This window comes from Mycobacterium sp. IS-1496 (assembly GCF_001499995.1).
GTDB lineage: Bacteria > Actinomycetota > Actinomycetes > Mycobacteriales > Mycobacteriaceae > Mycobacterium.
In genome coordinates this window covers 161,322-183,317 of sequence record NZ_LQIU01000056.1, presented here as the reverse complement: position 1 = coordinate 183,317, position 21,996 = coordinate 161,322, and the positions used below count along the sequence as shown (strand labels likewise).

The following is a 21,996-nucleotide window of genomic DNA, read 5'->3' as shown; positions in this document are numbered from 1 at the left end:
CTGTTGACTCAGGGAAAGGCCACACATGCGACGACCAGGACGCTCCTCGTTCCACAGATCGGCTCTTGCCGCGGGAAGTCTGGTGGCAGTGACCACCATGTTGCTGGCAGGCTGCGGCTCCAAGGCCACCGACACCGACGCCGCGAGCGCCGAGTCCTGCGTCGACACCTCCGGCCCGAACATCAAGGTGGGCTCGCTGAACTCGCTGTCCGGGACGATGGCGATCTCGGAGGTCACCGTCCGCGACGCCATCAAGCTGGCCGTCGACGAGATCAACGGCGCCGGCGGGGTGATGGGCAAGCAGATCCAGCTCATCGGTGAGGACGGCGCGTCCGAGCCGACGGTGTTCGCGGAGAAGGCCGAGAAGCTGATCAGCAGCGACTGCGTGGCCGCGGTGTTCGGCGGTTGGACGTCGTCGAGCCGCAAGGCGATGCTGCCGGTGTTCGAGAGCGCCAACTCGCTGCTGTACTACCCCGTTCAGTACGAGGGCCTCGAGGCGTCGAAGAACATCTTCTACACCGGCGCCACCACCAATCAGCAGATCGTCCCGGCGCTGGACTACCTCAAGCAACGCGGCGTCAAGTCGCTGTACCTGGTGGGCAGCGACTACGTCTTCCCGCAGACGGCGAACCGGATCATCAAGGCCTACGCCGAGGCGAACGGCATCGAGATCAAGGGCGAGGATTACACCCCGCTCGGTTCCACGGATTTCTCGACGATCGTCAACAAGGTCCGCACGGCGGACGCGGACGCGGTGTTCAACACCCTCAACGGCGATTCCAACGTGGCGTTCTTCCGTGAGTACCGCAACGTCGGCCTGACGCCGCAGGACATGCCGGTGGTGTCGGTGTCGATCGCCGAGGAGGAGGTGGGCGGCATCGGCGTGCAGAACATCACCGGACAGCTGACGGCCTGGAACTACTACCAGACCATCGACACCCCGGTGAACAAGGCGTTCGTCGAGGCCTACAAGAAGGCCTACGGCGCCAACAAGCCCACCTCCGATCCGATGGAGGCCGCCTACGTGTCGGTGTACCTGTGGAAGAACACCGTCGAGAAGGCACAGTCGTTCGATGTCAAGGCGATTCAGGACAACGCGGGCGGCGTCTCGTTCGACGCGCCCGAGGGCAAGGTCACGATCGACGGCGAGAACCACCACATCACCAAGACCGCCCGCATCGGCGAGATCCGCCCCGACGGCTTGATCTACACGATCTGGGAGTCCCCGGGGCCGATCGAGCCGGATCCGTTCCTCAAGTCCTACCCGTGGGCTGCCGGACTCTCGAGTTGAGCGCATAGATGGATGTCCTCATCGGGCAGCTGGCAACGGGATTGAGCCTCGGCTCGATCCTGTTGCTGGCCGCGCTCGGCCTCTCGCTGACCTTCGGTCAGATGGGGGTCATCAACATGGCCCACGGCGAGTTCATCATGGCCGGCTGCTACACCGCCTATGTGGTGCAGCAGGTGTTCTCCAGTGCCGGTGCGTCACTGCTGATCTCGCTGCTGATCGGGTTCTTCGTCGGCGGTGCGATGGGCGCGCTGCTCGAGGTGACGCTGATCCAGCGGATGTATCACCGGCCGCTGGACACCCTGCTGGTCACGTTCGGGGTGGGGTTGATCCTGCAACAGATCGCCAGGGACGTCTTCGGCGCTCCCGCGGTCAACGTCGTTGCGCCGTCGTGGCTTTCCGGCGGGGTGGAGATTCTGGGCGCGGTGGTGCCGAAGACGCGCATCTTCATCCTGGTGCTGGCGGTGCTGTGCGTGGCGGTGCTGGCCACCGTGCTCAAGACCAGCCCGATGGGCCGGCGCATCCGCGCTGTCGTCCAGAACCGCGATCTGGCGGAGACCAGTGGGATCTCGTCGCGCAAGACCGACATCACCACGTTCTTCATCGGGTCGGGTCTGGCCGCCGTCGCCGGGGTGGCGCTGACCCTGATCGGATCGACGAGCCCCACCACCGGGCAGAGCTTCCTGATCGACGCGTTCCTCGTGGTGGTGGTCGGCGGCCTCGGGCAGATCAAGGGCACCGTCATCGCGGCGATGGCGCTGGGTTTCCTGAACTCGTTCATCGAGTACAACACCACCGCCTCGCTGGCCAAGGTGATCGTCTTCGTGATCATCGTGATCTTCCTGCAGGTTCGTCCCCAGGGCCTGTTCACCGTTCGGACAAGGAGTCTCGTGTGAGGACCTTCGTGGGACGCTGGCAGACGTGGGCGGGGTTCGGTGTCGCCGCGCTCGCGCTCTTCGCGGTCGCACCCGCGGTCCTGTCGGACTTCCGGCTCGGCCTGCTGGGCAAGTTCCTCTGCTTCGCGATCGTCGCGGTCGGTATCGGCCTGGCATGGGGCCGGGGCGGGATGCTGGTCCTCGGCCAGGGGGTGTTCTTCGGCCTCGGCGGCTACATGATGGGCATGCACCTCAAGATCTCCGACGCGCAACTGCGCGGAGACGACGTGCCGGACTTCATGCAGATCGCCGGTGTGCGCGAACTACCGGCATACTGGGCACCTTTCGCCTCCCCCGCCTTCACCCTGCTGGCCATCGTCGTCATCCCCACCGGCATCGCCGCGGCGCTGGGCTTCGGGGTGTTCAAACGCCGGGTCAAGGGCGCCTACTTCGCGATCCTGTCCCAGGCCCTGGCCGCGGCACTGGCCATCCTGCTGGTCGGGCAGACCGGGTTGGGCGGAAGCAACGGGCTCACGAACTTCCGGACGTTCTTCGGATTCGCGCTCAACGATCCGGTCAACAAGCAGATGCTGTACTTCATCGCCGCTGCCGTGCTGCTGATCGTCGTGGCGGTGGCGCGCCAATTGATGCAGAGCCGCTATGGCGAACTGCTCGTGGCGGTGCGCGACGGCGAGGAGCGCGTGCGCTTCCTCGGCTACGACCCCGCCAACATCAAGGTCGTCGCCTACACCGTGGCCGCGCTGTTCGCCGGCATCGCCGGTGCGCTGTTCGCCCCGATCGTCGGTTTCATGGCGCCGTCCCAGGTGGGCATCCTGCCGTCGATCGCCTTCCTCATCGGCGTCGCGATCGGTGGCCGCACCACGCTGCTCGGGCCGGTCCTCGGCGCCATCGGTGTGGCGTGGGCGCAGACGTTGTTCTCCGAACGCTTCCCGTCGGAGTGGATCTACGCCCAGGGGCTGCTCTTCATCGTCGTCGTCGGGTTCTTCCCCGCCGGTCTGGCCGGCCTGGGCGTGCTGCTCAGACGGCGCCGCAAGGCCAAAGCCGGCACACCGCGCGATGATTCGGCCCTGCAAGCGGACCCCGACCCGGACCCGGAGAAGGTGGGAGCGCCCACATGACCACCACCACCGACCGCGAACCGGTCGCAGGCGGCAACGCCGGTATGGGCGCGGAGTACCTCGAAGTCCGCGGGCTGACCGTCGATTTCGACGGGTTCAAGGCGGTCAGCGATGTCAACCTGACCCTGTTCCAGGGTGACCTGCGGTTCCTCATCGGGCCGAACGGGGCCGGCAAGACCACGGTCATCGACGCGATCACCGGGCTGGTCAACGCGTCCGGGTCGGTCAACAAATCGGGCGTCGAACTGCTCGGCAAGAAGGTGCACCAGATCGCCAAGCTCGGTGTCGGACGGACCTTCCAGACGGCGAGCGTCTTCGAACAGCTCACCGTGCTGCAGAACCTCGACATCGCCGCGGGCGCGCACCGGTCGGTCTGGACGCTGCTGCGCCGCCGCCACGGTGTGTCACCGGCCATCGAGGAGGCGCTGGAGACCGTCGGCCTGACCGAGATGGCGCACAAACCCGCGGGCGTGCTCGCGCACGGGCAGAAGCAGTGGCTCGAGATCGGCATGCTGCTGGTCCAGAACGCCGATGTGCTGCTGCTCGACGAGCCGGTGGCCGGGATGAGCACCGAGGAGCGTGAAGAGACCGGGAACCTGTTGCGGCGCATCGGTGGTCAGCGCACCGTGGTCGTCGTCGAACACGACATGGATTTCATGCGTGCGTTCGCGACATCGGTGACCGTGCTGGCCCGGGGACAGGTGATCGCCGAAGGGGCGGTCGCCGACGTGCAGGCCAACCCGAAGGTGCAGGAGGTGTACCTGGGTACGGCCGCCGCCGGTGCGGACGGCATCGACGGCGACCTCGTCGTGGAAGGTGACTGACATGCTGCAGCTGGTCGACGTCCGTACCGGGTACGGGCGCTCACAGGTCATCCACGGCGCGAGTGTCGAGGTGCCCTCGGACGGGGTGGCCGCGGTGATGGGACACAACGGCGCCGGTAAGACGACGCTGCTGCGCGCGGCGGTCGGATTGCTCAGATGCACGGGCGGGCGGGTGATGTTCGACGGTGAGGACATCACCAAGCTGCGGCCCAGCGCCCGGGTGGCCCGCGGGCTGGCATACGTCCCGCAGGGACAGCAGTCGTTCGGCCAGCTGACCACCGCAGAGAACCTGCAGGTGGTCGCCGACGGCCGCAAGAACGGCAGAGCGCTGATCGACGAGCAACTCGACCTGTTCCCCGCGCTCAAGGAATTGTTGACCCGCCGCGCCGGCCTGCTCTCCGGCGGGCAGCGGCAACAGCTCGCGATCGCCCGGGCGTTGATCACCAGCCCGAAGTGCCTGATCCTCGACGAACCCACCGAAGGCATCCAGCCGTCCGTGGTCGCCGAGATCGAGGCCGCGATCACCGCGCTGACCGCTCGGGGCGACCTCGGTGTGCTGCTCGTCGAACAGCACATCGGCTTCGCACTGGAATCGTCGCAGCGCTACTACATCCTCGAAGCCGGCCGCATCACCTCCAGCGGCACCGGTGGTTCGGCGTCGGAGGCCGATGTGCGGGCGGCGATGGCGATCTGAGCTAGTGTCGGCACCCATGAAGGCCGTCAGCTGCGAACGCGGCACCCTGTCGGTGGTCGAGCTGCCCGACCCGCAGCCGGCGAAAGGCCAGTTGGTCCTCGACGTGCGGCGCTGCGGGATCTGCGGATCCGACCTGCACGCCAAGGACCACGCCGACGAGCTGACCGACGTGATGGACAACCTCGGCTATCCGGATTTCATGCGAGGTGACACGCCGGTCGTGCTCGGCCACGAGTTCTGCGGCGAGGTGGCCGAACGCGGCAAGGGGGTCGGCAAGGAGTTCAAGCCGGGCACGCCCGTGGTGTCCTTCCCGCTGGTGCGGGCGTCCGGCGGCGTCCACCTCACCGGCCTCTCACCGCTCGCCCCCGGCGGCTTCGCCGAGCGGGTCCTCGCCGAGGCGTCGATGAGCTTCGTCGTCCCCAACGGTCTCGACCTGGACACCGCGGCGCTGACCGAACCGATGGCCGTCGCCCTGCATGCCGTGCGGCGCAGCGAGATTCGCAGACGCGACGTCGCGATCGTGATCGGCTGCGGGCCGGTCGGCCTCGCGGTGATCTGCCATCTCAAGGCGCTCGGCGTGCGTCAGATCGTCGCCAGCGACTTCTCCGCCACGCGACGAGAGCTCGCCACCCGCTGCGGCGCAGACGTGGTCGTCGACCCCGCCGTCGACTCCCCCTACGACGCGAGCGGTCAGCGGGGGGCTGTCACCGAGGCCCCGCAGCTCTACGAGCTGGGCGTGGGCTCCATGGAGAAGCTCCGCCGCCTCCCGGGATGGTCGCACCTCTACCGGGCCGCCGAGGCCATGGGCGCCGCGGGACCGAAACGGCCGATCGTCTTCGAATGCGTGGGGGTGCCCGGCGTGATCGACGGCATCATCGGCGCCGCCCCGCTGCAGTCACGCGTCGTCGTCGTCGGTGTGTGCATGGGCGAGGACCGCTTCCGACCCACCCTGGCGAACGCGAAGGAGATCGACCTGCGGTTCGTCTTCGCTTACACCCCACTGGAATTCCGCGACACGCTCCACCTGCTCGCCGAGGGCAGAGTGGACGCGTCGGCGCTGATCACCGGCACCGTCGGCCTCGACGGCGTGACCAACGCCTTCGAGGCGCTGGGGACGGCCGAGGCGCACGCCAAGATCCTCATCGACCCGCGCAGCACCGCCGTCGCGCCCTAATTAAGACGCGACACCACCTCCGCGACCACCGCGTCGCGCGCGACCTCCGTCTGGTCGCCGGTGCCGAGGTCCTTCACCTTCACCGCGGTGACGCCGGGGTCGGCGATCAGTGCGATGGACGCGCCCGTGCGGTCCGCCGCCTTGAGGGCGGCCTTGAGGCTGCGATCGCCGTAGGCCACGTCCGCGCGGACGCCGGCCCGGCGCAGATCGGCGGCCAGCACCGCGACGTCGACCTTCGCGTCGGGCCCTGCCGGGATGCAGTACACGTCGATCCGCGCCGCCTCGTCCGCGGTCTTGCCCTCGGCCCGCAACGCCAGCAGCGTGCGGTCGACCCCCAGCCCGAACCCGATGCCCGAGACGTCCTGACCGCCCAGCCGGCGCATCAGCCCGTCGTAACGGCCCCCGCCGCCGATGCCGGATTGCGCGCCGAGGCCGTCATGGACGAATTCGAACGTGGTCTTGGTGTAGTAGTCGAGGCCGCGCACCATCCGCGGGTTGATCACGAACGGCACACCGAGAGCCTGCAGATGCGTCTGCACCGTCTCGAAATGCGCTTTGGCGCTGTCCGACAGGTGGTCGAGCATCACCGGCGCGTCGGCGGTCATCTCGCGAACGTGGGGGCGCTTGTCGTCGAGGACGCGCAGCGGATTGATCTCGGCGCGGCGACGGGTCTCCTCATCGAGGTCGAGTCTGAACAGGAAGTCCTGCAACAGTTCCCGATATTGCGGCCGGCAGGTGTCGTCACCGAGAGAGGTGAGTTCCAGCCGGAAGCCGTCGAGGCCCAGCGACCGGAACCCTGCGTCGGCGACCGCGATCACCTCGGCGTCGAGCGCCGGGTCGTCCACCCCGATCGCCTCGATGCCGACCTGCTGCAGTTGGCGGTACCGCCCGGCCTGCGGCCGCTCGTAGCGGAAGAACGGCCCGGAGTAGCAGAGCTTGACGGGCAGCGCCCCGCGGTCGAGCCGGTGCTGGATCACCGCGCGGATCACCCCCGCGGTCCCCTCGGGCCGCAGTGTCACCGAGCGGTCCCCGCGGTCGGCGAACGTGTACATCTCCTTGCTCACCACATCGGTGGACTCCCCCACCCCGCGCGCGAACAGCGCGGTGTCCTCGAAGATCGGGAGTTCCACGTCGCCGTAGCCGGCCCGCCGCGCGGCGGTGAGCAGCCCGTCGCGGACGGCGACGAACTGCGCCGACTCCGGCGGGAGGTAGTCCGGGACGCCCTTGGGCGCCTGGAAGGCGGTCTCGGTCACAGTCTGAGCCCTTCGAGGAACGGGTTGGTGCGGCGTTCGTCGCCGATCGTGGATGTCGGCCCGTGCCCGGGCAGCACCACGGTGTCGTCGTCGAGCACCAGCAGTTTGGTCAGGATGGACCCGAGCAGGTCGCGTCCGCTGCCGCCGGGCAGATCGGTACGGCCGACGGAACTGCGGAACAGGGTGTCGCCGGTCAGCGCGACCTGCGAGCCGTCGGCGGGCAGCCGGAAGACCACCGACCCGCGGGTGTGGCCGGGTGTGTGGTCGACGGTCACCGGCATACCGCCGAGGTCGAGCGTCTGCCCGTCGCGGTCCAATTCGATCAGTTGCCGCGGCTCCCGGAACAGCGCCCCCATCAGCATCTGCCCGATCCGGGGGCCGAAGCCCTTGATCGGATCGGTCAGCATGAACCGGTCCTCGGGGTGGATGTAGGCCGGGCAGCCGTAGGTGTCGGCGACCTTCTGCGCCGACCAGATGTGATCGATGTGGCCGTGCGTCAACAGCACCGCCGCCGGGGTGAGGCGGTGCTCGTCGAGGATGCGGCGCAGCGGCGCCATGGCCCGCTGCCCCGGGTCGACGACGATGGCGTCCGACCCCGGCCGCTGGGCGAGCACGTAGCAGTTGCACGCCAACATGCCCGCCGGAAATCCGGTGATCAACACGTCTGCCAGTTTCCCATGCCGGGCGAGGTGACCCTTTCCAGCGGGTCGTTCACCCGGCGCTGGGCGACTTTTGGCACACTCGGTGCCGACCGGACGCGGATAGGACCCGCGCAGACGAGGAGGACAGCGGCGGTGCCGACAAACGAACAGCGACGCGAGGCGGCCAAACGCAAACTCGAACGGCAGCTCGAACGCCGGGCCGAGAAGGCGCGTAAGCGGCGGATCGCGACGATCGCCGGTTCGGCGGTCGCGGCGGTCGTCGTGATCGGCGCCATCGTCGCGACCCTCGTGCTGACCAACGGCGACTCGTCGGACACCACCGCGTCGGCGCAGACACCCACCCCGACCACCTCGGGGGCACCCGCGCAACCGGCCGCAGACGGCCGGCTGCCTGCGTTCGCACCGCCTGCCGGGCTGGGCGCCGACTGCCAGTACCCCGCGGCCGGACCGGCGAGCAAGCAGGTCAACCCACCCCGCACGGGCACGGTGCCCACCGACCCCGCCGAGGTCAGCGTCAGCATGTCCACCAACCAGGGCAATCTCGGCCTGCTGCTCGACAACGCCAAGGCGCCGTGCACCGTCAACAGCTTCGCCAGCCTGGCGCAGCAGGGTTACTTCAACGACACGCCGTGTCACCGGTTGACCACCAGCCCGACGCTGTCGGTGCTGCAGTGCGGCGACCCGACCGGTGAGGGCACCGGCGGGCCGGGCTACGAATTCGCCAACGAGTACCCGACCAACCAGTACCAGCCGGACAACCCGGCACTGCAGGAAGCGGTGCTGTACCCGCGCGGGACGCTGGCGATGGCCAACGCCGGACCCAACACCAACGGCAGCCAGTTCTTCCTGGTCTATAAGGACAGCCAGCTGCCGCCGGGCTACACCGTGTTCGGCCGCATCGACGACACCGGCCTGGCCACGCTGGACAAGATCGCCGCCGCCGGGGTCGAGGGCGGCGGTCAGGACGGCGCACCGGCCGACGAGGTCCAGGTCAAGACGATCCTGCTGGACTGATGAGCTACCCGCCGGGGCCCTACCCCCCGCCGCCGGCGTACCCACCCGGCCCCGGCGGCTATCCGGGTCCACGCGCCACCAACGCGTGGGCCGTCGCCGCGCTGGTGTGCGCCTTTTTGTTCGCCCCCCTGGGCATCGTCTTCGGCCACCTGTCGCTGTCCCAGATCAAGCGGACCGGCGAGGAAGGCCGTGGCCTCGCGCTGGCCGGCCTGATCATCGGCTACGTCATGACGGCGCTGACGATCGCCGTCGTCGTCTTCGGTCTGCTGTTCCTGATGGCGGTCGCCCAGCACGCCGGCGAACAACGCGGTGACGACGGCCTCACCCGCAGCGCCGCACCGCCCTCGGGCGACCCGCTCCCCGCCTTCGTCGCACCCCGCAACCTGGGCGCCAACTGCCAGTACCCGAAGAGCGACCTGCCCGCCGCAGCACCGGTCACGCCGCCGCGCGCCGGGCGCGTGCCCACCGATCCGGCGACGGTCGGCGCCGGCGTGTCGACCAACCAGGGCAACATCGGGCTCGAACTCGACAACGGCACGTCACCCTGCACGGTGAACAACTTCGCCAGCCTCGCCCAGCAGGGCTTCTTCGACGACACCACCTGCCACCGGCTCACCACCGGCCGGTCGATGAAGGTGTTGCAGTGCGGTGATCCGACCGGCACCGGTGCCGGCGGGCCGGGCTACCGGTTCCCGAACGAATACCCGACCAACCAGTACCGGCTGTCCGATCCGGGGCTGCGGCGTCCGGTCGTCTACCCGCGGGGCACGCTGGTGATGGCCAACACCGGACCGGGCACCAACGGCAGCCAGTTCATGCTCGTCTACGGGGACACCCTGCTGCCGCCGACGTACACGGTGTTCGGGACCGTCGACTCCACCGGCCTGGCGACGCTCGACAAGATCGCCGCGCGGGGGGTCACCGGCGGTGGCGACGACGGGAAACCCGCCACGGAGGTCACGATCACCTCGGCGCGGCTCGACTGACCGGTCAGGCCGCGCTGGTCACCCGGTAGACGTCGTACACGCCTTCGACGTTGCGCACCACCCGCAGCAGGTAGCCGAGGTGTTTGGGGTCGCCCATCTCGAAGGTGAAGCGGCTGATCGCCACCCGGTCGTTCGAGGTGGTCACCGACGCCGAGAGGATGTTGACCTTCTCGTCGGCGAGCACCCGGGTGACGTCGGAGAGCAGCCGGTGCCGGTCGAGCGCCTCGACCTGGATGGCCACCAGGAACACCGACGACGGCGACGGCGCCCACTCGACGTCGATGATGCGTTCGGCCTGCTCCTGCAGCGAGGACGCGTTGGTGCAGTCGGTCCGGTGCACGCTCACCCCGCCACCGCGGGTGACGAACCCCATGATCTGGTCTCCCGGCACCGGGGTGCAGCACTTGGCCAGCTTCGTGAGAACGCCCGGCGCGCCCGGCACCGACACACCCGTGTCGTCGGTGCTGCGCTGACGGACCGGCATGGTCGCCGGGGTGGACCGTTCGGCGAGTTCGTCCTCGGCGGCCTCGTCGCCACCGAACTGCGCGAGCAACCGCTGCACGACGTGGCGCGCCGAGACGTGCCCCTCACCGACCGCGGTGTAGAGGGCGGAGACGTCGGCGTACCGCAGTTCCCGTGCGAGCGCGGCCATCGACTCGGCATTCATCAAGCGCTGCAACGGAAGACCGCCGCGCCGCACCTCACGGCCGATCGCGTCCTTACCGGCTTCGAGGGCCTCCTCGCGGCGCTCCTTGGCGAACCACTGACGGATCTTGGCCTTGGCGCGCGGGGACACCACGAAGGTCTGCCAGTCCCGCGACGGGCCCGCCCCCTGCGCCTTGGAGGTGAAGATCTCGACGACCTCACCGTTTTCGAGTTTGCGCTCCAGCGCGACCAACCGGCCGTTGACCCGCGCGCCGATGCAGCGGTGCCCGACCTCGGTGTGCACCGCGTAGGCGAAGTCGACCGGTGTGGACCCGGCGGGCAGCGTGATCACATCGCCCTTCGGGGTGAAGACGAAGATCTCCTGCACAGCGAGGTCGTAGCGCAGCGACTCCAGGAACTCACCGGGGTCGGCGGCCTCCCGCTGCCAGTCGAGGAGTTGACGCATCCAGGCCATGTCGTCGACCTCGGCCGCGGTGTGGCCGGCCGGTAAACCGTTGCGGCCCTTGGCTTCCTTGTAGCGCCAGTGCGCGGCGATGCCGTATTCGGCGGTGCGGTGCATGTCGCGGGTGCGGATCTGCACCTCGAGCGGTTTGCCCTCCGGCCCGACGACCGTGGTGTGCAGCGACTGGTAGACGCCGTAGCGGGGCTGGGCGATGTAGTCCTTGAACCGACCCGCCATCGGCTGCCACAGGGAGTGCACAACGCCGACCGCGGCGTAGCAGTCGCGGATCTCGTCGCACAGGATGCGCACGCCCACCAGGTCGTGGATGTCGTCGAAGTCGCGGCCCTTGACGATCATCTTCTGGTAGATCGACCAGTAGTGCTTGGGCCGTCCCTCGACGGTGGCGTTGATCTTCGACTTCGTCAGGGTGTTGACGATCTCCGCGCGGACCTTGGCCAGATACGTGTCGCGCGACGGCGCGCGGTCGGCGACCAGGCGCACGATCTCGTCGTACTTCTTCGGGTGCAGGATCGCGAACGACAGATCCTCGAGCTCCCACTTGACGGTGGCCATCCCCAGCCGATGGGCAAGGGGCGCAATCACTTCGAGTGTCTCCCGCGCCTTACGGGCCTGCTTCTCCGGCGGCAGGAACCGCATCGTGCGCATGTTGTGCAACCGGTCGGCGACCTTGATCACCAGCACGCGCGGATCACGCGCCATCGCGATGATCATCTTGCGGATCGTCTCGCCCTCGGCGGCGGTCCCCAGCGCCACCTTGTCGAGTTTGGTGACGCCGTCGACCAGATGGCCGACCTCGGCCCCGAATTCGGCGGTCAGCGCGTCGAGGGTGTACCCGGTGTCCTCGACGGTGTCGTGCAGCAGCGCGGCGATCAGCGTGGTGGTGTCCATCCCCAACTCGGCGAGGATGTTGGCCACCGCCAGCGGATGGGTGATGTACGGGTCGCCGGAGCGGCGCATCTGGTCGGCGTGCCGCTGTTCGGCGACCTCGTAGGCACGCTGCAACAGCGTCAGGTCGGCCTTGGGGTAGAACTCTTTGTGCACCGCCACCAGCGGTTCGAGCACCGGGTTGACCGCACTGCGCTGCGCGGTCATCCGGCGGGCCAGACGGGCACGTACCCGCCGCGAGGCACTCGACGACGTCTTGGGCGCGTCGGCCTTGGACGGTTCGGGGGACTCGGGGATGTCGGCGATCGGCAACGGCGCGGTGACCGGTGCGGTCGTGGTCGTGTCGTCAGCCATCAGTCCACCTCCCGTCCACTTCTGCTCCAGCCGCGCAGACCTCGAGGATATCCCTCACACCGTGTAGAGGCTGCTGACGGACAGCGGTTGCACCACCTCACGCCCGCCCAGGGCGGTCAGCTCCAGCACCACCGCGGCGTTGCGCACCGTGGCGCCGCCGCTGGTGAGCAGTCGATGGGTGGCCGCGACGGTCCCGCCGGTGGCCAGCACGTCGTCGATGATCACCACCGTGCGCCCGGCGATGTCCAGTCCATCGGCGGGGATCTCCAGCGTGGCCGACCCGTATTCGAGGTCGTAGGTCTGCGAGTGCACCGGAGGCGGCAGCTTGCCCCCTTTGCGCACAGCGAGGACCCCGGTGCCCAGCCTCAGCGCCACCGCGGCGCCCAGCAGGAATCCGCGGGCGTCGATACCGGCCACCAGATCGGCGCCCTCCGCGGTGGCAGCCAGCGCGTCGGTGACCGCGACCAGACCCCTGGCGTCGGCGAGCAGCGGGGTCAGGTCCTTGAACTGGACACCGGGCTCGGGGAAGTCGGGTACCTCGCGCATCAATGACGCGATCACCTGCGCGATGTCGGTCACCGTGACAGCCTCCAGCGGTCCATGTTCCAGCCGGCGCCCCAGCGGGTGGGGTTTCCGGTCACCGCGTACATCTTGGACGAGGTGAGCAGTGTGCGCTGCTGACGGTACAGCGGCAGGGTCGGCATGTCGGCCCACAACATCGGCGCGCCCTCGCCGAGCAGCCGGGCGAGCTCCTTGGGGTCGGAGCTGACCGCCAGCGAGCCGATGATGCCGTCGATGCGCGGGTTCGAGTATCCGCTCAGGTTGTTGCCGTTACCGGTGTGCAGCGCGTAGGCGTCCAACGCCGACGCCCCGGTCGAACCACTGCCCGGAGCGCCGCCGGTGCTGGCGAGCAGGACGTCGATCTCGTTGGCGCGCAACGTCAGAGGCCCGACCGACGGACCCGCGGCGTCGACCACCCTGATCCCCGCCGGTTCGCAGGACTTGGCGATGGCCCCGACGGTCGCGGCCAGCCTGGCATTGGGGCTCTGATAACCGATCCGCACAGTCAGCGGACGGTTCCCCAAGGAGTCGCGGGCGGCCTTGGCATCGGAGACGGTGAACCGGCCCACCTCGCCGGTGGCCTCCGCCGCGGCGAAGGCGTCCTCGTCGGCCGGGTTGAGCCGGGAGTTGGCGATCGGCGCCTCGGCGTTGCGGGCGATGACGTCGCGCGGTGTGCAGAACGCCAGCGCACGACGGGCGGGCGGGGCGGCCAGCGGTCCGCGCGGGGCGAAAATCAGCTGTTCAATCCCCGCGGACGGGCTGTCGGCGCGGACGTAGTCCTCGGGCATGTTCAGGGTGCCGGAGGAGCCTGCGGCGATGTCCACGACGTCGTAGGCGCCTTCGTTGACACGCTCCTGGATGTCGGCGCCGCGCGGCCACACCGTGATCCGGTTGGTCACCGGTGCGGTGCCCCACCACTTGTCGTTGGCCACCAGGGTGACGGCGCCCTCGTCGGTCACCGACTCCAGCTTGTACGGCCCCGACGACGGGAACTTCTTCAGGTCCTCCCCGTTCAGGCCGGGTTTGAGGTCCCAGGTGGTGTTCCAGGCGTCGGCGATGCGCTCGACGACCGGCAGGTCGGAATTCTTCAGCGCGGTGGTGACGTCGACGCCGAGTTCGTCGGCGAGGACGTGTGACGGCATCAACGCGGTCGCGCTGAACAACTGCCCGAAGTCGACGAATCCGCGGTCCGGCGCGAACGACACCCGCGCCCGTTTCTGGCCGGGGGCGCAGTCCACCGACACGACGTCGCTGTAACCGCCCCGGTTCGCGGCGTCGAACTGCGGGAAGCGCCCCGACTGACTTGCCCACGCCAGCACCAGGTCGTCACAGGTCACCGGTTTGCCGTCGGAGTAGACGGCCTTGTCGCTGATCTGGTAGTCGAGCACGAGCGGCGCACGGCCGACCACCGCGATGGTGCCGAAGTCGTGGTCGCCGACGATCTGGCCCTCGGGACCGTGGTAGTTGAAGCCGGTCAGCACACGCGCGAACGCCTGCGGGCCGCCCGACGCGGCTCCCGCCACGGTGTTGGTGTTGTAGCTGACGAGCGCGCCGTCGACGGCGTAGTCCACCGAGTCCGCGGCGGAGCCGCCGCAGGACGACAGCGCGGTGGCCGTCAGCGTCGCCACCGTCGCCGCCACGGCGGCCCGCCGGATCCGAGCGTGCATCGGGCCTACCGGCCCCGCGGGGTGCGCTTACCCGTGGGGCGACTGGGCCTGCTCGTCGGCCGTGCCGGTTTCGCACCGGGCGCGGGCTTGTCGGCCGGCGGGGTGGCGGCCGCCTTGACCGTCGACGCGGCCGGGACCTTCTCCGGTTCGCCGGCCTCGGTGTCGTCCTCGACCGGCGCGGTGAGCGCCGCACCCCTCGGGGCGCCGGGCTTGCGCCGGTTGAGCACCCGGCGGGTGTGGTCGCGCACCAGCTGCGTGCGCTCACGCAGTGACACCAGCAGCGGGGTGGCGAAGAAGATCGACGAGTAGGTGCCGACGATCACGCCGACCAGCTGGACGAGCGCCAGGTCCATCAGCGTGCCGACGCCCAGCAGCCACACCGCGATCACCATCAGCGCGATGATCGGCAGCACCGAGATCAGGCTGGTGTTGATCGAGCGCATGAACGTCTGGTTGACCGCGAGGTTGGCCTGTTCGGCGAACGTGCGCCGGGTCGTGTGTTCGAAGCCGTGCGTGTTCTCCTCGACCTTGTCGAACACGATCACCGTGTCGTAGAGCGAGAAGCCCAGGATGGTGAGCAGCCCGATCACGGTGGCGGGACTCACCTCGAATCCCACCAGGGAGTACACACCCGCGGTGACGATCAGGTCGAAGAACAGCGTCGCCATCGCCGCGATCGCCATCCACCGTTCGTAGCGGATCCCGATGTAGAGCGACGCCAGCACCAGGAACACCCCGAGCGCGATCAGCGCCTTGTCGGTGATCTGGCCACCCCATGTCTCGGACACCGCGGAGTCGCTGATGGCCTGTTCGCTCGGCCGGCCGTTCTCGCCCAAGGGCTGGAAGCGGTCGAACAGCGCGGTGCGCAGTTCGGAGGCCTCCTCGTTGGTCAGCGTCTCCGACCGGATCTGCACGGTCGCCGAGTTCCCGCTGCCGACGGTGACCACCGACTCCGGCGCCTTGCCGAGAGTGTCGCTGAAGACCGTCTCGACCTGGGTGACCTCGGCGTTGCCGTTGGCTCCCGCCACCGGCATCGAGACCTTGGTGCCGCCTTCGAAGTCGATGCCGAACGTGAACCCGCGGATCAGGATGCTGGCCACCGCGACGAGGACGATCAGGCCGCTGACGGCGTACCAGAGCTTGCGGCGCCCGACGACCTCGAAGGCGCCGGTGCCCGTGTAGAGACGGACGAAGAACCCGTGGTTGGGTGCCGTCTCGGCCCCCGGCGTCTTCGCGGTGCCTGCGGTGTGGTCTGCAGCGGTCTTCTGCCTAGCCGCCATTGCCTATCCCCGTCCCGCGGTCGCGTGCGCGGCCGCCCGTCGTTCGCGCGCGATCTGCTGGACCGCGCCGAGGCCGTTGAACTTCGGTTTCGCCGCCCAGGTCGTCTTCGACGCCAGGTAGACGATCGGCCAGGTCACCAGGAACACCACGACGACGTCGAGGATCGTGGTGAGCCCGAGCGTGAACGCGAAGCCCTTGACCTGGCCGACGGCCAGGAAGTAGAGCACCGCCGCGGCGAGGAACGTCACCGCGTTGCCGGACACGATCGTCTTGCGCGCTCGGGCCCAACCGCGTGGCACCGCCGACCGGAACGACCGTCCCTCGCGGATCTCGTCCTTGATGCGTTCGAAGAACACGACGAACGAGTCCGCGGTGGTGCCGATACCGATGATCAGACCGGCGATACCGGCCAGATCGAGGGTGTAGTTGATGTAGCGCCCGAGCAGCACCAGGATCGCGAACACCATGGCACCGGAGGCCACCAGCGACAGCGCGATGAGCACGCCGAGCAGGCGGTAGTAGAGCAGGGAGTACACCAGCACCAACGCCAGGCCGACCGCACCGGCGATCAGCCCGGCCTTGAGCGAGGCGAGGCCCAGCGTCGCGGACACCGTCTCGGCCTCCGACGACTCGAACGACAGCGGTAGCGAACCGTATTTGAGGACGTTGGCGAGTTCGCGGGCCGACGCGTCGGTGAACCGGCCGTTGATCTGCGTCCGGCCGCCGGGGATGGCTTCCTGGATCTCGGGCGCGCTGACCACGCGGGAGTCCAGCGTGAACGCGGTCTGGGTGCCGACGTTGGCGGCGGTGAAATCCGCCCAGACCTTGGCCGCGTCGTCCTTGAACTCCAGGTCGACGACGTATTCGCCGCGCTGGTTGTCCAGCCCCGATGACGCGTTGGCGATCTGCTCACCGTTGATGATGGATTTGTTCAGCAGGTAGACCGTCTGCCCGTCGGTCGAGCAGGTGATCAGCGGCAGGTTGGGGTCGTCGTTGCCGGCGAGCACGTCGTCCTCACCGCACCGGGTCGCCTGGAACTGCAGCGCGAGCAACTGGATGGACGGGTCGGTGCTCTGCCGCAACTGCTTCTCGTCGGCGATGCGCTGGGCGAGGTCGGCGCGCTCGTCGGGGACACCCGGCGCCTGGGACGGCGCGGGTGCGGCCGGCCCCCCCGGTGCGGGCGGCGCCGGGGCCGGCGCCGGGGTGGGTTCGGTGGGCGACGGGGCCGGCTGCTGCGGGTAGGGCCGGGGCTGCGGCGCCGGTGGCGTGTTGGCGGGCGGGGCTTCGCCTGCCGGCGCCGGAGCCGGAGGCGGCGCCTGGCCGGGCTGCGGGGCGAGGCCGGGCAGGCCCGGGAGACCGGGCGCCGCCGGCGGCGCCGGTTGCGGCTGGCCGGGCTGGGCGGGTTGCTCGCCGCCCTGCTGGCCGCCCCGGGCCGCGGCCGGCTGCGCCTGCATCGCGTGCACGACCGGCCGGATGTAGAGCCGTGCCGTCTGACCCAGGTTGCGGGCCTCGTTGCCGTCGTTGCCGGGAACGGTGATGACCAGGTTGTCGCCGTCGACGACGACCTCCGAGCCCGACACCCCCAGCCCGTCGACGCGCGCGCTGATGATCTGCTGTGCCTGGGCCAGCGATTCCCGGGTCGGCGGGGAGCCGTCGGGAGTCCGGGCGGTCAGGGTGACGCGGGTACCGCCCTGCAGGTCGATTCCCAGCTTCGGGTCCGCCTTCTTGTCACCGGTCAGGAAGACCAGGAGGAAGGCACCGACCAGAAGTACCAGGAAGAGCGACAGGTAGCGGGCAGGATGTACCGGCGCCGAAGACGATGCCACGTTGCTTGGGTCCCCTCGGAGTTCAGTTCGTCAGCACCGCAAAGGGTACGTGCGGCCGCTGAGGGCTTGGCTGTCAGTCTCCCCGTGATCAGTCGCGCTTGGACCGGTCGGGATCGGACGCCGCGTCGGCGACGGGGCTGTCGAACACCTCGGTGGCCGCCGAATCGTCGGTGTCGAGTTCGTCGGCGGGGTCGATGCGGTCCCGGACCGCGAGCTTCATCCAGGTGGTGACGACGCCGGGCGCGATCTCCAGGTGGACGTCGTCGTCGGTGATGCCGGTGATGGTGCCCTGCAGACCGGAGGTGGTGTGGATACGGTCGCCGACCTGGAGTGAATTGTGCAGGTCGATGGTCGCCTGCATGGCCTTCTTCTGGCGGCGTGAGGCGAAGAACATGAACGCGCCCATGATGATGAGCAGGGGTAGGAATACGACCAGATCCATGGCAGCAGGCGTCTTTCGTTTCGAGGTATTCGCGGTCACGGCGCCCTTGATCCCCCCCCGGAAAACAGGCGCCTCGTAGTTGACCAGTGTGCCATTGTCCGGCCCGGAACCCGGATGCCCGGTCGCGTGCGACCACTTCCACGGGCCCGATTCCACGGAAATCGCACAAATGGCGCGCGCTTGCTGCGTAATCCATAGTCCGGCCCTTCCGTGACGGTCGTTTCCCGCCGCACACCACCGCGTCGCCGACTAGGCTCGGGCGTGCCCGGATCGCCGCCCGATGTGACGCAGGAGTCTTGACGTGAGCACCCTCGAGCAGAGCCGCCACCTCGCCACGGCCATCCCCGGCCCGAAGTCGCAGCAGCTCATCGACCGCAAGGCCGCCGCCGTCTCGCGCGGTGTCGGCACCACGATGCCGGTGTACGCGGCGCGTGCGCAGGGCGGGATCGTCGAGGACGTCGACGGCAACCGGCTGATCGATCTGGGCTCGGGCATCGCGGTCACCACGGTCGGCAACGCGGCGCCCCGGGTCGTCGAGGCGGTCGCCGCGCAGGCCGGACACTTCACCCACACCTGTTTCATGGTCACGCCGTACGAGGGTTACGTCGCCGTCGCCGAGGCGCTCAACCGGCTCACCCCCGGTGACGGCGAGAAACGCTCGGCGCTGTTCAACTCCGGGTCGGAGGCCGTCGAGAACGCGGTCAAGATCGCGCGGTCGTACACGCACAAGTCGGCCGTGGTGTCCTTCGACCACGCCTATCACGGCCGCACCAACCTGACGATGGCGCTGACCGCTAAGGTGATGCCCTACAAGCACGGGTTCGGACCGTTCGCCCCCGAGATCTACCGCGCTCCGCTGTCGTATCCGTTCCGCGACGCCGAATTCGGCAAGGAGTTGGCCACCGACGGCGAACTGGCCGCCCGCCGGGCGATCGACGTGATCGACAAGCAGGTCGGCGCAGGCAACCTGGCCGCGGTGATCATCGAACCGATCCAGGGCGAGGGCGGCTTCATCGTCCCCGCCGAGGGGTTCCTGCCGACGCTGCTCGACTGGTGCCGGCGCAATGACGTGGTGTTCATCGCCGACGAGGTGCAGACAGGATTCGCCCGCACCGGCCGCATGTTCGCCTGCGAGCACGAAGGCATCGAGCCCGACCTGATCGTCACGGCCAAGGGCATCGCCGACGGCATGCCGTTGTCGGCGGTGACGGGCCGAGCCGAGATCATGGACTCCCCGCACGTCTCGGGCCTCGGCGGCACCTACGGCGGCAACCCGGTCGCGTGCGCGGCGGCGCTGGCCACCATCGAGACCATCGAATCGGAGAACCTCGTCGACCGCGCGGCGGCGATCGAGGTGCTGATGAAGGACCGGTTGGGCCGGCTGCAGGCCGAGGACGACCGCATCGGCGACGTCCGCGGACGCGGCGCCATGATCGCGGTCGAACTGGTCGAGCCCGGCACCACCGCACCGGACGCCGCGCTGGCCAAGGCGCTGGCGGCCGGTGCGCACGCCGCCGGAGTGATCGTGCTGACGTGCGGCACCTACGGAAACGTGCTGCGCTTCCTCCCGCCGCTGGCCATCAGCGACGAACTGCTCGTCGAGGGGCTCGACGTCGTGGCCCTCCTCCTCCGCGACCTCTGACAGACAAGGAGAACTGCATGACCACGGTCAAGAACTTCATCGACGGCCAACTGGTCGACTCCGTCTCCGGCGCCACGATGCCGCTGGTGGACCCGTCGAGCGGCGAGGAGTACGGCACCGCACCGGTGTCCAACGAACAGGACATCGACAACGCCTACGCCGCGGCGTCGAAGGCGTTCAAGGACTGGAAGCGGACCACACCGGCCCAGCGGCAGAAGGCGCTGCTCGACTTCGCCGACGAGGTGGAGAAGGCCGCCGACGATCTTGTCGCCGCCGAGGGCCGCAACACCGGTAAGCCCAACCACGTCACCATGGCCGAGGAGATCCCGCCCATGGTCGACCAGATCCGGTTCTTCGCCGGCGCGGCGCGCGTGCTGGAGGGTAAGTCCGCGGGCGAGTACATGGAGAACCACACGTCGTGGATCCGCCGCGAACCGGTCGGTGTCATCGGGCAGGTGGCCCCGTGGAACTACCCGATGATGATGGCGATCTGGAAGATCTGCCCAGCGATCGCCGCGGGCAACACCGTCGTCATCAAACCCAGTGACACCACCCCGGTGACCACGGTGATGCTGGCCGAACTGGCGGCCAGGCATCTGCCGCCCGGGGTGCTCAACGTCGTCACCGGTGACCGCGTGACCGGCGCCGGCCTGGTCGCCCACCCGACGCCGGAGATGGTGGCGATCACCGGCTCGGTCGCCGCGGGCCGGGCTGTCGCGGTCAGCGCCGGCGGGCACCTCAAGCGCACCCACCTCGAACTCGGGGGCAAGGCGCCGGTGATCGTGTTCGACGACGCCGACATCGCCGCGGCCGCCGAGGGCATCGCGACGGCGGGTTACTTCAACGCCGGACAGGACTGCACGGCTGCCACCCGGGTGCTCGCACCGGCGCGGATCGCCTCCGACCTCACCGACGCGCTGGCCGAGCAGGCGAAGGCGGCGACGACGACGTTCGGCAAGCCGGCCGACGACGAGGACGCCTGGGTGCCGCCGGTGAACAACGTCAACCAGCTCGACCGGGTGCTGGGCTTCTTCGACGACGTGCCGTCGCACGCGAAGGTCGCCGTCGGCGGAAACCGCCAGGGCGACAAGGGTTTCTACATCGAACCCACGGTGGTGGGCGGACTGCTGCAGGACGACCGGATGATCCAGCAGGAGATCTTCGGCCCGGTCATCACCGTGCAGAGCTTCTCCGACGAGGACGAGGCGATCGCCTGGGCCAACGGCGTCGAGTACGGGCTGGCCTCGTCGGTGTGGACGAAGGACGTGTCACGGGCACTGCGGGTGTCGGCGGCGCTGGACTTCGGATGCGTGTGGATCAACACCCACATCCCGCTGGTCGCGGAGATGCCGCACGGCGGCTTCAAATCGTCCGGACACGGTAAGGACCTGTCGATGTACGGGCTGGAGGACTACACCCGCGTCAAGCACGTGATGGCCTACATCGGCTGAGCAGCAGAGATCCCGGTCGTCACCCCTCGGGTCTCCCGACGACCGGGACCTCTCATCGACTGCTGCTAGTGGTGGGCCATCGGCCGGTTCCGCCCGCCGCGGATCCGATCGAGCAGTCCGCGCTTGCGCTGGCCGGTAGCAGGTCCGGCCGCCCCGGCGGGCGCAGCGCCCGCAGGTGCGGCCATCGGTTGCGGCCCGGTCTGCGTCACCGGCTGGGGACCGGTCTGCGCCACCGGCTGCGGACCGGTGTGTGCGACCGGAGCGCCGGCCACCGGTTGGGGCCCGGTGTGGGTCGCAGTGGTGCGGTCGTGGTCCGCCAGGGTGCGGTCACGGTCGGTGAGGGGGCGCTGCGCGTACTCCACGTCGCGGACGCTGCGGACCGACAGCCGTCCGAGCGCGAGCGCACCGAGGAAGACGATCAGGGCGCCGAGGCCGTAGAAGTAGGTGAGTTCGAGCCACACCCGCTTGGTGTCGGTCCCGGCCACCGGAGTGCCGGCGCTGCCGAGGCCCAGCGGCCCGGCCAGCGCACGCCCGACGACGAACCACGCGCCGGCGGCGACGGCGAGCCACGCTCCGAGCGACGCGGTCGCGCGGTTGCGCGACGTCAACATGAGCAGGCCGCCCACCACGGTCACGGCACCGGGCAGCACTTCCAGCCACCCTCTGGCATTCGTCCACGTCCACGGCTGATCCGGGGTGAACGCGAAATCGAAGTTCGGCCCGACGAACGGAATGAGCGCACCCCACAGGCCGAGCAGGATGAGCAGGAATCCACTGATAGCGCCGCGGCTACGGGGAATCCTCATGCGGCCGCCGCGCGGCTTGTCCGGACGCTCGGATCCGATCATT

The 21,996-nt window shown here is 69.2% G+C and carries 19 protein-coding genes; 10 read left to right on the top strand and 9 right to left on the bottom strand.

The features are described 5' to 3' along the window. Window positions 1-25 precede the first annotated feature (25 nt). The 6 genes from urtA to AU195_RS22450 are packed head-to-tail and all read left to right on the top strand — an operon-like array spanning window position 26 to window position 5,994. Window positions 26-1,291, top strand: a complete 1,266-nt coding sequence (urtA, locus tag AU195_RS22475; RefSeq protein ID WP_059161222.1) for an urea ABC transporter substrate-binding protein — start codon at window positions 26-28, stop codon at window positions 1,289-1,291. Window positions 1,292-1,299: 8 nt separating this feature from the next. Continuing rightward, a complete protein-coding gene (urtB, locus tag AU195_RS22470; protein WP_059161221.1) occupies window positions 1,300-2,184 on the top strand; it encodes an urea ABC transporter permease subunit UrtB in 885 nt (294 codons plus the stop codon). Beyond that, the gene (gene urtC, locus AU195_RS22465) at window positions 2,181-3,302 is read left to right on the top strand and encodes an urea ABC transporter permease subunit UrtC (RefSeq protein ID WP_059161220.1); all 1,122 of its coding nucleotides are present in this window, start codon (window positions 2,181-2,183) and stop codon (window positions 3,300-3,302) included. The genes urtB and urtC overlap by 4 nt, the downstream gene beginning before the upstream one ends. Beyond that, window positions 3,299-4,126, top strand: a complete 828-nt coding sequence (gene urtD, locus AU195_RS22460) for an urea ABC transporter ATP-binding protein UrtD (RefSeq protein WP_059161219.1) — start codon at window positions 3,299-3,301, stop codon at window positions 4,124-4,126. The genes urtC and urtD overlap by 4 nt, the downstream gene beginning before the upstream one ends. A gap of 1 nt (window position 4,127) precedes the next feature. Beyond that, window positions 4,128-4,820, top strand: a complete 693-nt coding sequence (gene urtE, locus AU195_RS22455) for an urea ABC transporter ATP-binding subunit UrtE (protein ID WP_059161218.1) — start codon at window positions 4,128-4,130, stop codon at window positions 4,818-4,820. 16 nt (window positions 4,821-4,836) lie between these two features. Next, window positions 4,837-5,994 (top strand): zinc-binding dehydrogenase, encoded by a 1,158-nt coding sequence (locus AU195_RS22450; RefSeq protein WP_059161217.1) that lies wholly within the window; start codon window positions 4,837-4,839, stop codon window positions 5,992-5,994. Here the strand turns inward: AU195_RS22450 and hisS are convergent. Further along, window positions 5,991-7,247, bottom strand: a complete 1,257-nt coding sequence (gene hisS / locus AU195_RS22445; protein WP_059161216.1) for a histidine--tRNA ligase — start codon at window positions 7,245-7,247, stop codon at window positions 5,991-5,993. The two genes, AU195_RS22450 and hisS, sit on opposite strands and share 4 nt — an antisense overlap. Continuing rightward, a complete protein-coding gene (locus tag AU195_RS22440) occupies window positions 7,244-7,909 on the bottom strand; it encodes an MBL fold metallo-hydrolase (RefSeq protein WP_059161215.1) in 666 nt (221 codons plus the stop codon). The genes hisS and AU195_RS22440 overlap by 4 nt, the downstream gene beginning before the upstream one ends. Before the next feature lie 132 nt (window positions 7,910-8,041). Here AU195_RS22440 and AU195_RS22435 point away from each other — a divergent pair, with 132 nt between their 5' ends. Next, window positions 8,042-8,923, top strand: a complete 882-nt coding sequence (locus AU195_RS22435) for a peptidylprolyl isomerase (protein WP_059161214.1) — start codon at window positions 8,042-8,044, stop codon at window positions 8,921-8,923. After that, a complete protein-coding gene (locus tag AU195_RS22430) occupies window positions 8,923-9,909 on the top strand; it encodes a peptidylprolyl isomerase (RefSeq protein ID WP_059161213.1) in 987 nt (328 codons plus the stop codon). Before AU195_RS22435 ends, AU195_RS22430 begins: the two co-directional genes overlap by 1 nt. A 4-nt stretch (window positions 9,910-9,913) precedes the next feature. Here AU195_RS22430 and AU195_RS22425 read toward each other — a convergent pair whose 3' ends face one another. The 6 genes from AU195_RS22425 to yajC form a co-directional block, all read right to left on the bottom strand. Continuing rightward, window positions 9,914-12,277 (bottom strand): RelA/SpoT family protein, encoded by a 2,364-nt coding sequence (locus AU195_RS22425; RefSeq protein WP_059161212.1) that lies wholly within the window; start codon window positions 12,275-12,277, stop codon window positions 9,914-9,916. A gap of 54 nt (window positions 12,278-12,331) precedes the next feature. Further along, entirely contained in the window at window positions 12,332-12,856 is a 525-nt protein-coding gene (locus tag AU195_RS22420) for an adenine phosphoribosyltransferase (protein ID WP_059161211.1), read from the bottom strand. Next, window positions 12,853-14,505: an ABC transporter substrate-binding protein gene (locus AU195_RS22415; RefSeq protein WP_059161210.1), complete on the bottom strand. Its 1,653-nt coding sequence runs from the start codon at window positions 14,503-14,505 to the stop codon at window positions 12,853-12,855. The genes AU195_RS22420 and AU195_RS22415 overlap by 4 nt, the downstream gene beginning before the upstream one ends. Before the next feature lie 5 nt (window positions 14,506-14,510). Beyond that, window positions 14,511-15,785, bottom strand: a complete 1,275-nt coding sequence (secF, locus tag AU195_RS22410) for a protein translocase subunit SecF (protein WP_059161209.1) — start codon at window positions 15,783-15,785, stop codon at window positions 14,511-14,513. Window positions 15,786-15,788: 3 nt separating this feature from the next. Beyond that, window positions 15,789-17,612, bottom strand: a complete 1,824-nt coding sequence (gene secD, locus AU195_RS22405) for a protein translocase subunit SecD (protein WP_059161208.1) — start codon at window positions 17,610-17,612, stop codon at window positions 15,789-15,791. A gap of 88 nt (window positions 17,613-17,700) precedes the next feature. Next, complete coding sequence (gene yajC, locus AU195_RS22400) at window positions 17,701-18,054, bottom strand: preprotein translocase subunit YajC (protein WP_059161207.1); 354 nt, start codon at window positions 18,052-18,054, stop codon at window positions 17,701-17,703. 301 nt (window positions 18,055-18,355) lie between these two features. Here yajC and gabT point away from each other — a divergent pair, with 301 nt between their 5' ends. After that, the gene (gene gabT, locus AU195_RS22395) at window positions 18,356-19,696 is read left to right on the top strand and encodes a 4-aminobutyrate--2-oxoglutarate transaminase (RefSeq protein ID WP_059161206.1); all 1,341 of its coding nucleotides are present in this window, start codon (window positions 18,356-18,358) and stop codon (window positions 19,694-19,696) included. Window positions 19,697-19,713: 17 nt separating this feature from the next. After that, window positions 19,714-21,147 carry a gamma-aminobutyraldehyde dehydrogenase gene (locus AU195_RS22390; protein WP_059161205.1) on the top strand — a complete coding sequence of 478 codons (1,434 nt, stop codon included), beginning with the start codon at window positions 19,714-19,716 and terminating at the stop codon, window positions 21,145-21,147. Between the two features lie 65 nt (window positions 21,148-21,212). On the opposite strand, the gene AU195_RS22385 is transcribed toward AU195_RS22390, so the two are convergent. Continuing rightward, window positions 21,213-21,995 (bottom strand): hypothetical protein, encoded by a 783-nt coding sequence (locus tag AU195_RS22385; RefSeq protein ID WP_059161204.1) that lies wholly within the window; start codon window positions 21,993-21,995, stop codon window positions 21,213-21,215. Window position 21,996 lies beyond the last annotated feature (1 nt).

What these genes read in the sequence shown, in the direction of transcription:
- urtA (WP_059161222.1), top strand. Translation starts at nt 26, where the DNA reads ATGCGACGACCAGGACGCTCCTCGTTCCACAGATCGGCTCTTGCCGCG.
- urtB (WP_059161221.1), top strand. Translation starts at nt 1,300, where the DNA reads ATGGATGTCCTCATCGGGCAGCTGGCAACGGGATTGAGCCTCGGCTCG.
- urtD (WP_059161219.1), top strand. Translation starts at nt 3,299, where the DNA reads ATGACCACCACCACCGACCGCGAACCGGTCGCAGGCGGCAACGCCGGT.
- urtE (WP_059161218.1), top strand. Translation starts at nt 4,128, where the DNA reads ATGCTGCAGCTGGTCGACGTCCGTACCGGGTACGGGCGCTCACAGGTC.
- AU195_RS22450 (WP_059161217.1), top strand. Translation starts at nt 4,837, where the DNA reads ATGAAGGCCGTCAGCTGCGAACGCGGCACCCTGTCGGTGGTCGAGCTG.
- AU195_RS22430 (WP_059161213.1), top strand. Translation starts at nt 8,923, where the DNA reads ATGAGCTACCCGCCGGGGCCCTACCCCCCGCCGCCGGCGTACCCACCC.
- AU195_RS22425 (WP_059161212.1), bottom strand. Translation starts at nt 12,277, where the DNA reads ATGGCTGACGACACGACCACGACCGCACCGGTCACCGCGCCGTTGCCG.
- AU195_RS22415 (WP_059161210.1), bottom strand. Translation starts at nt 14,505, where the DNA reads ATGCACGCTCGGATCCGGCGGGCCGCCGTGGCGGCGACGGTGGCGACG.
- secF (WP_059161209.1), bottom strand. Translation starts at nt 15,785, where the DNA reads ATGGCGGCTAGGCAGAAGACCGCTGCAGACCACACCGCAGGCACCGCG.
- yajC (WP_059161207.1), bottom strand. Translation starts at nt 18,054, where the DNA reads ATGGATCTGGTCGTATTCCTACCCCTGCTCATCATCATGGGCGCGTTC.
- AU195_RS22390 (WP_059161205.1), top strand. Translation starts at nt 19,714, where the DNA reads ATGACCACGGTCAAGAACTTCATCGACGGCCAACTGGTCGACTCCGTC.
- AU195_RS22385 (WP_059161204.1), bottom strand. Translation starts at nt 21,995, where the DNA reads ATGATCGGATCCGAGCGTCCGGACAAGCCGCGCGGCGGCCGCATGAGG.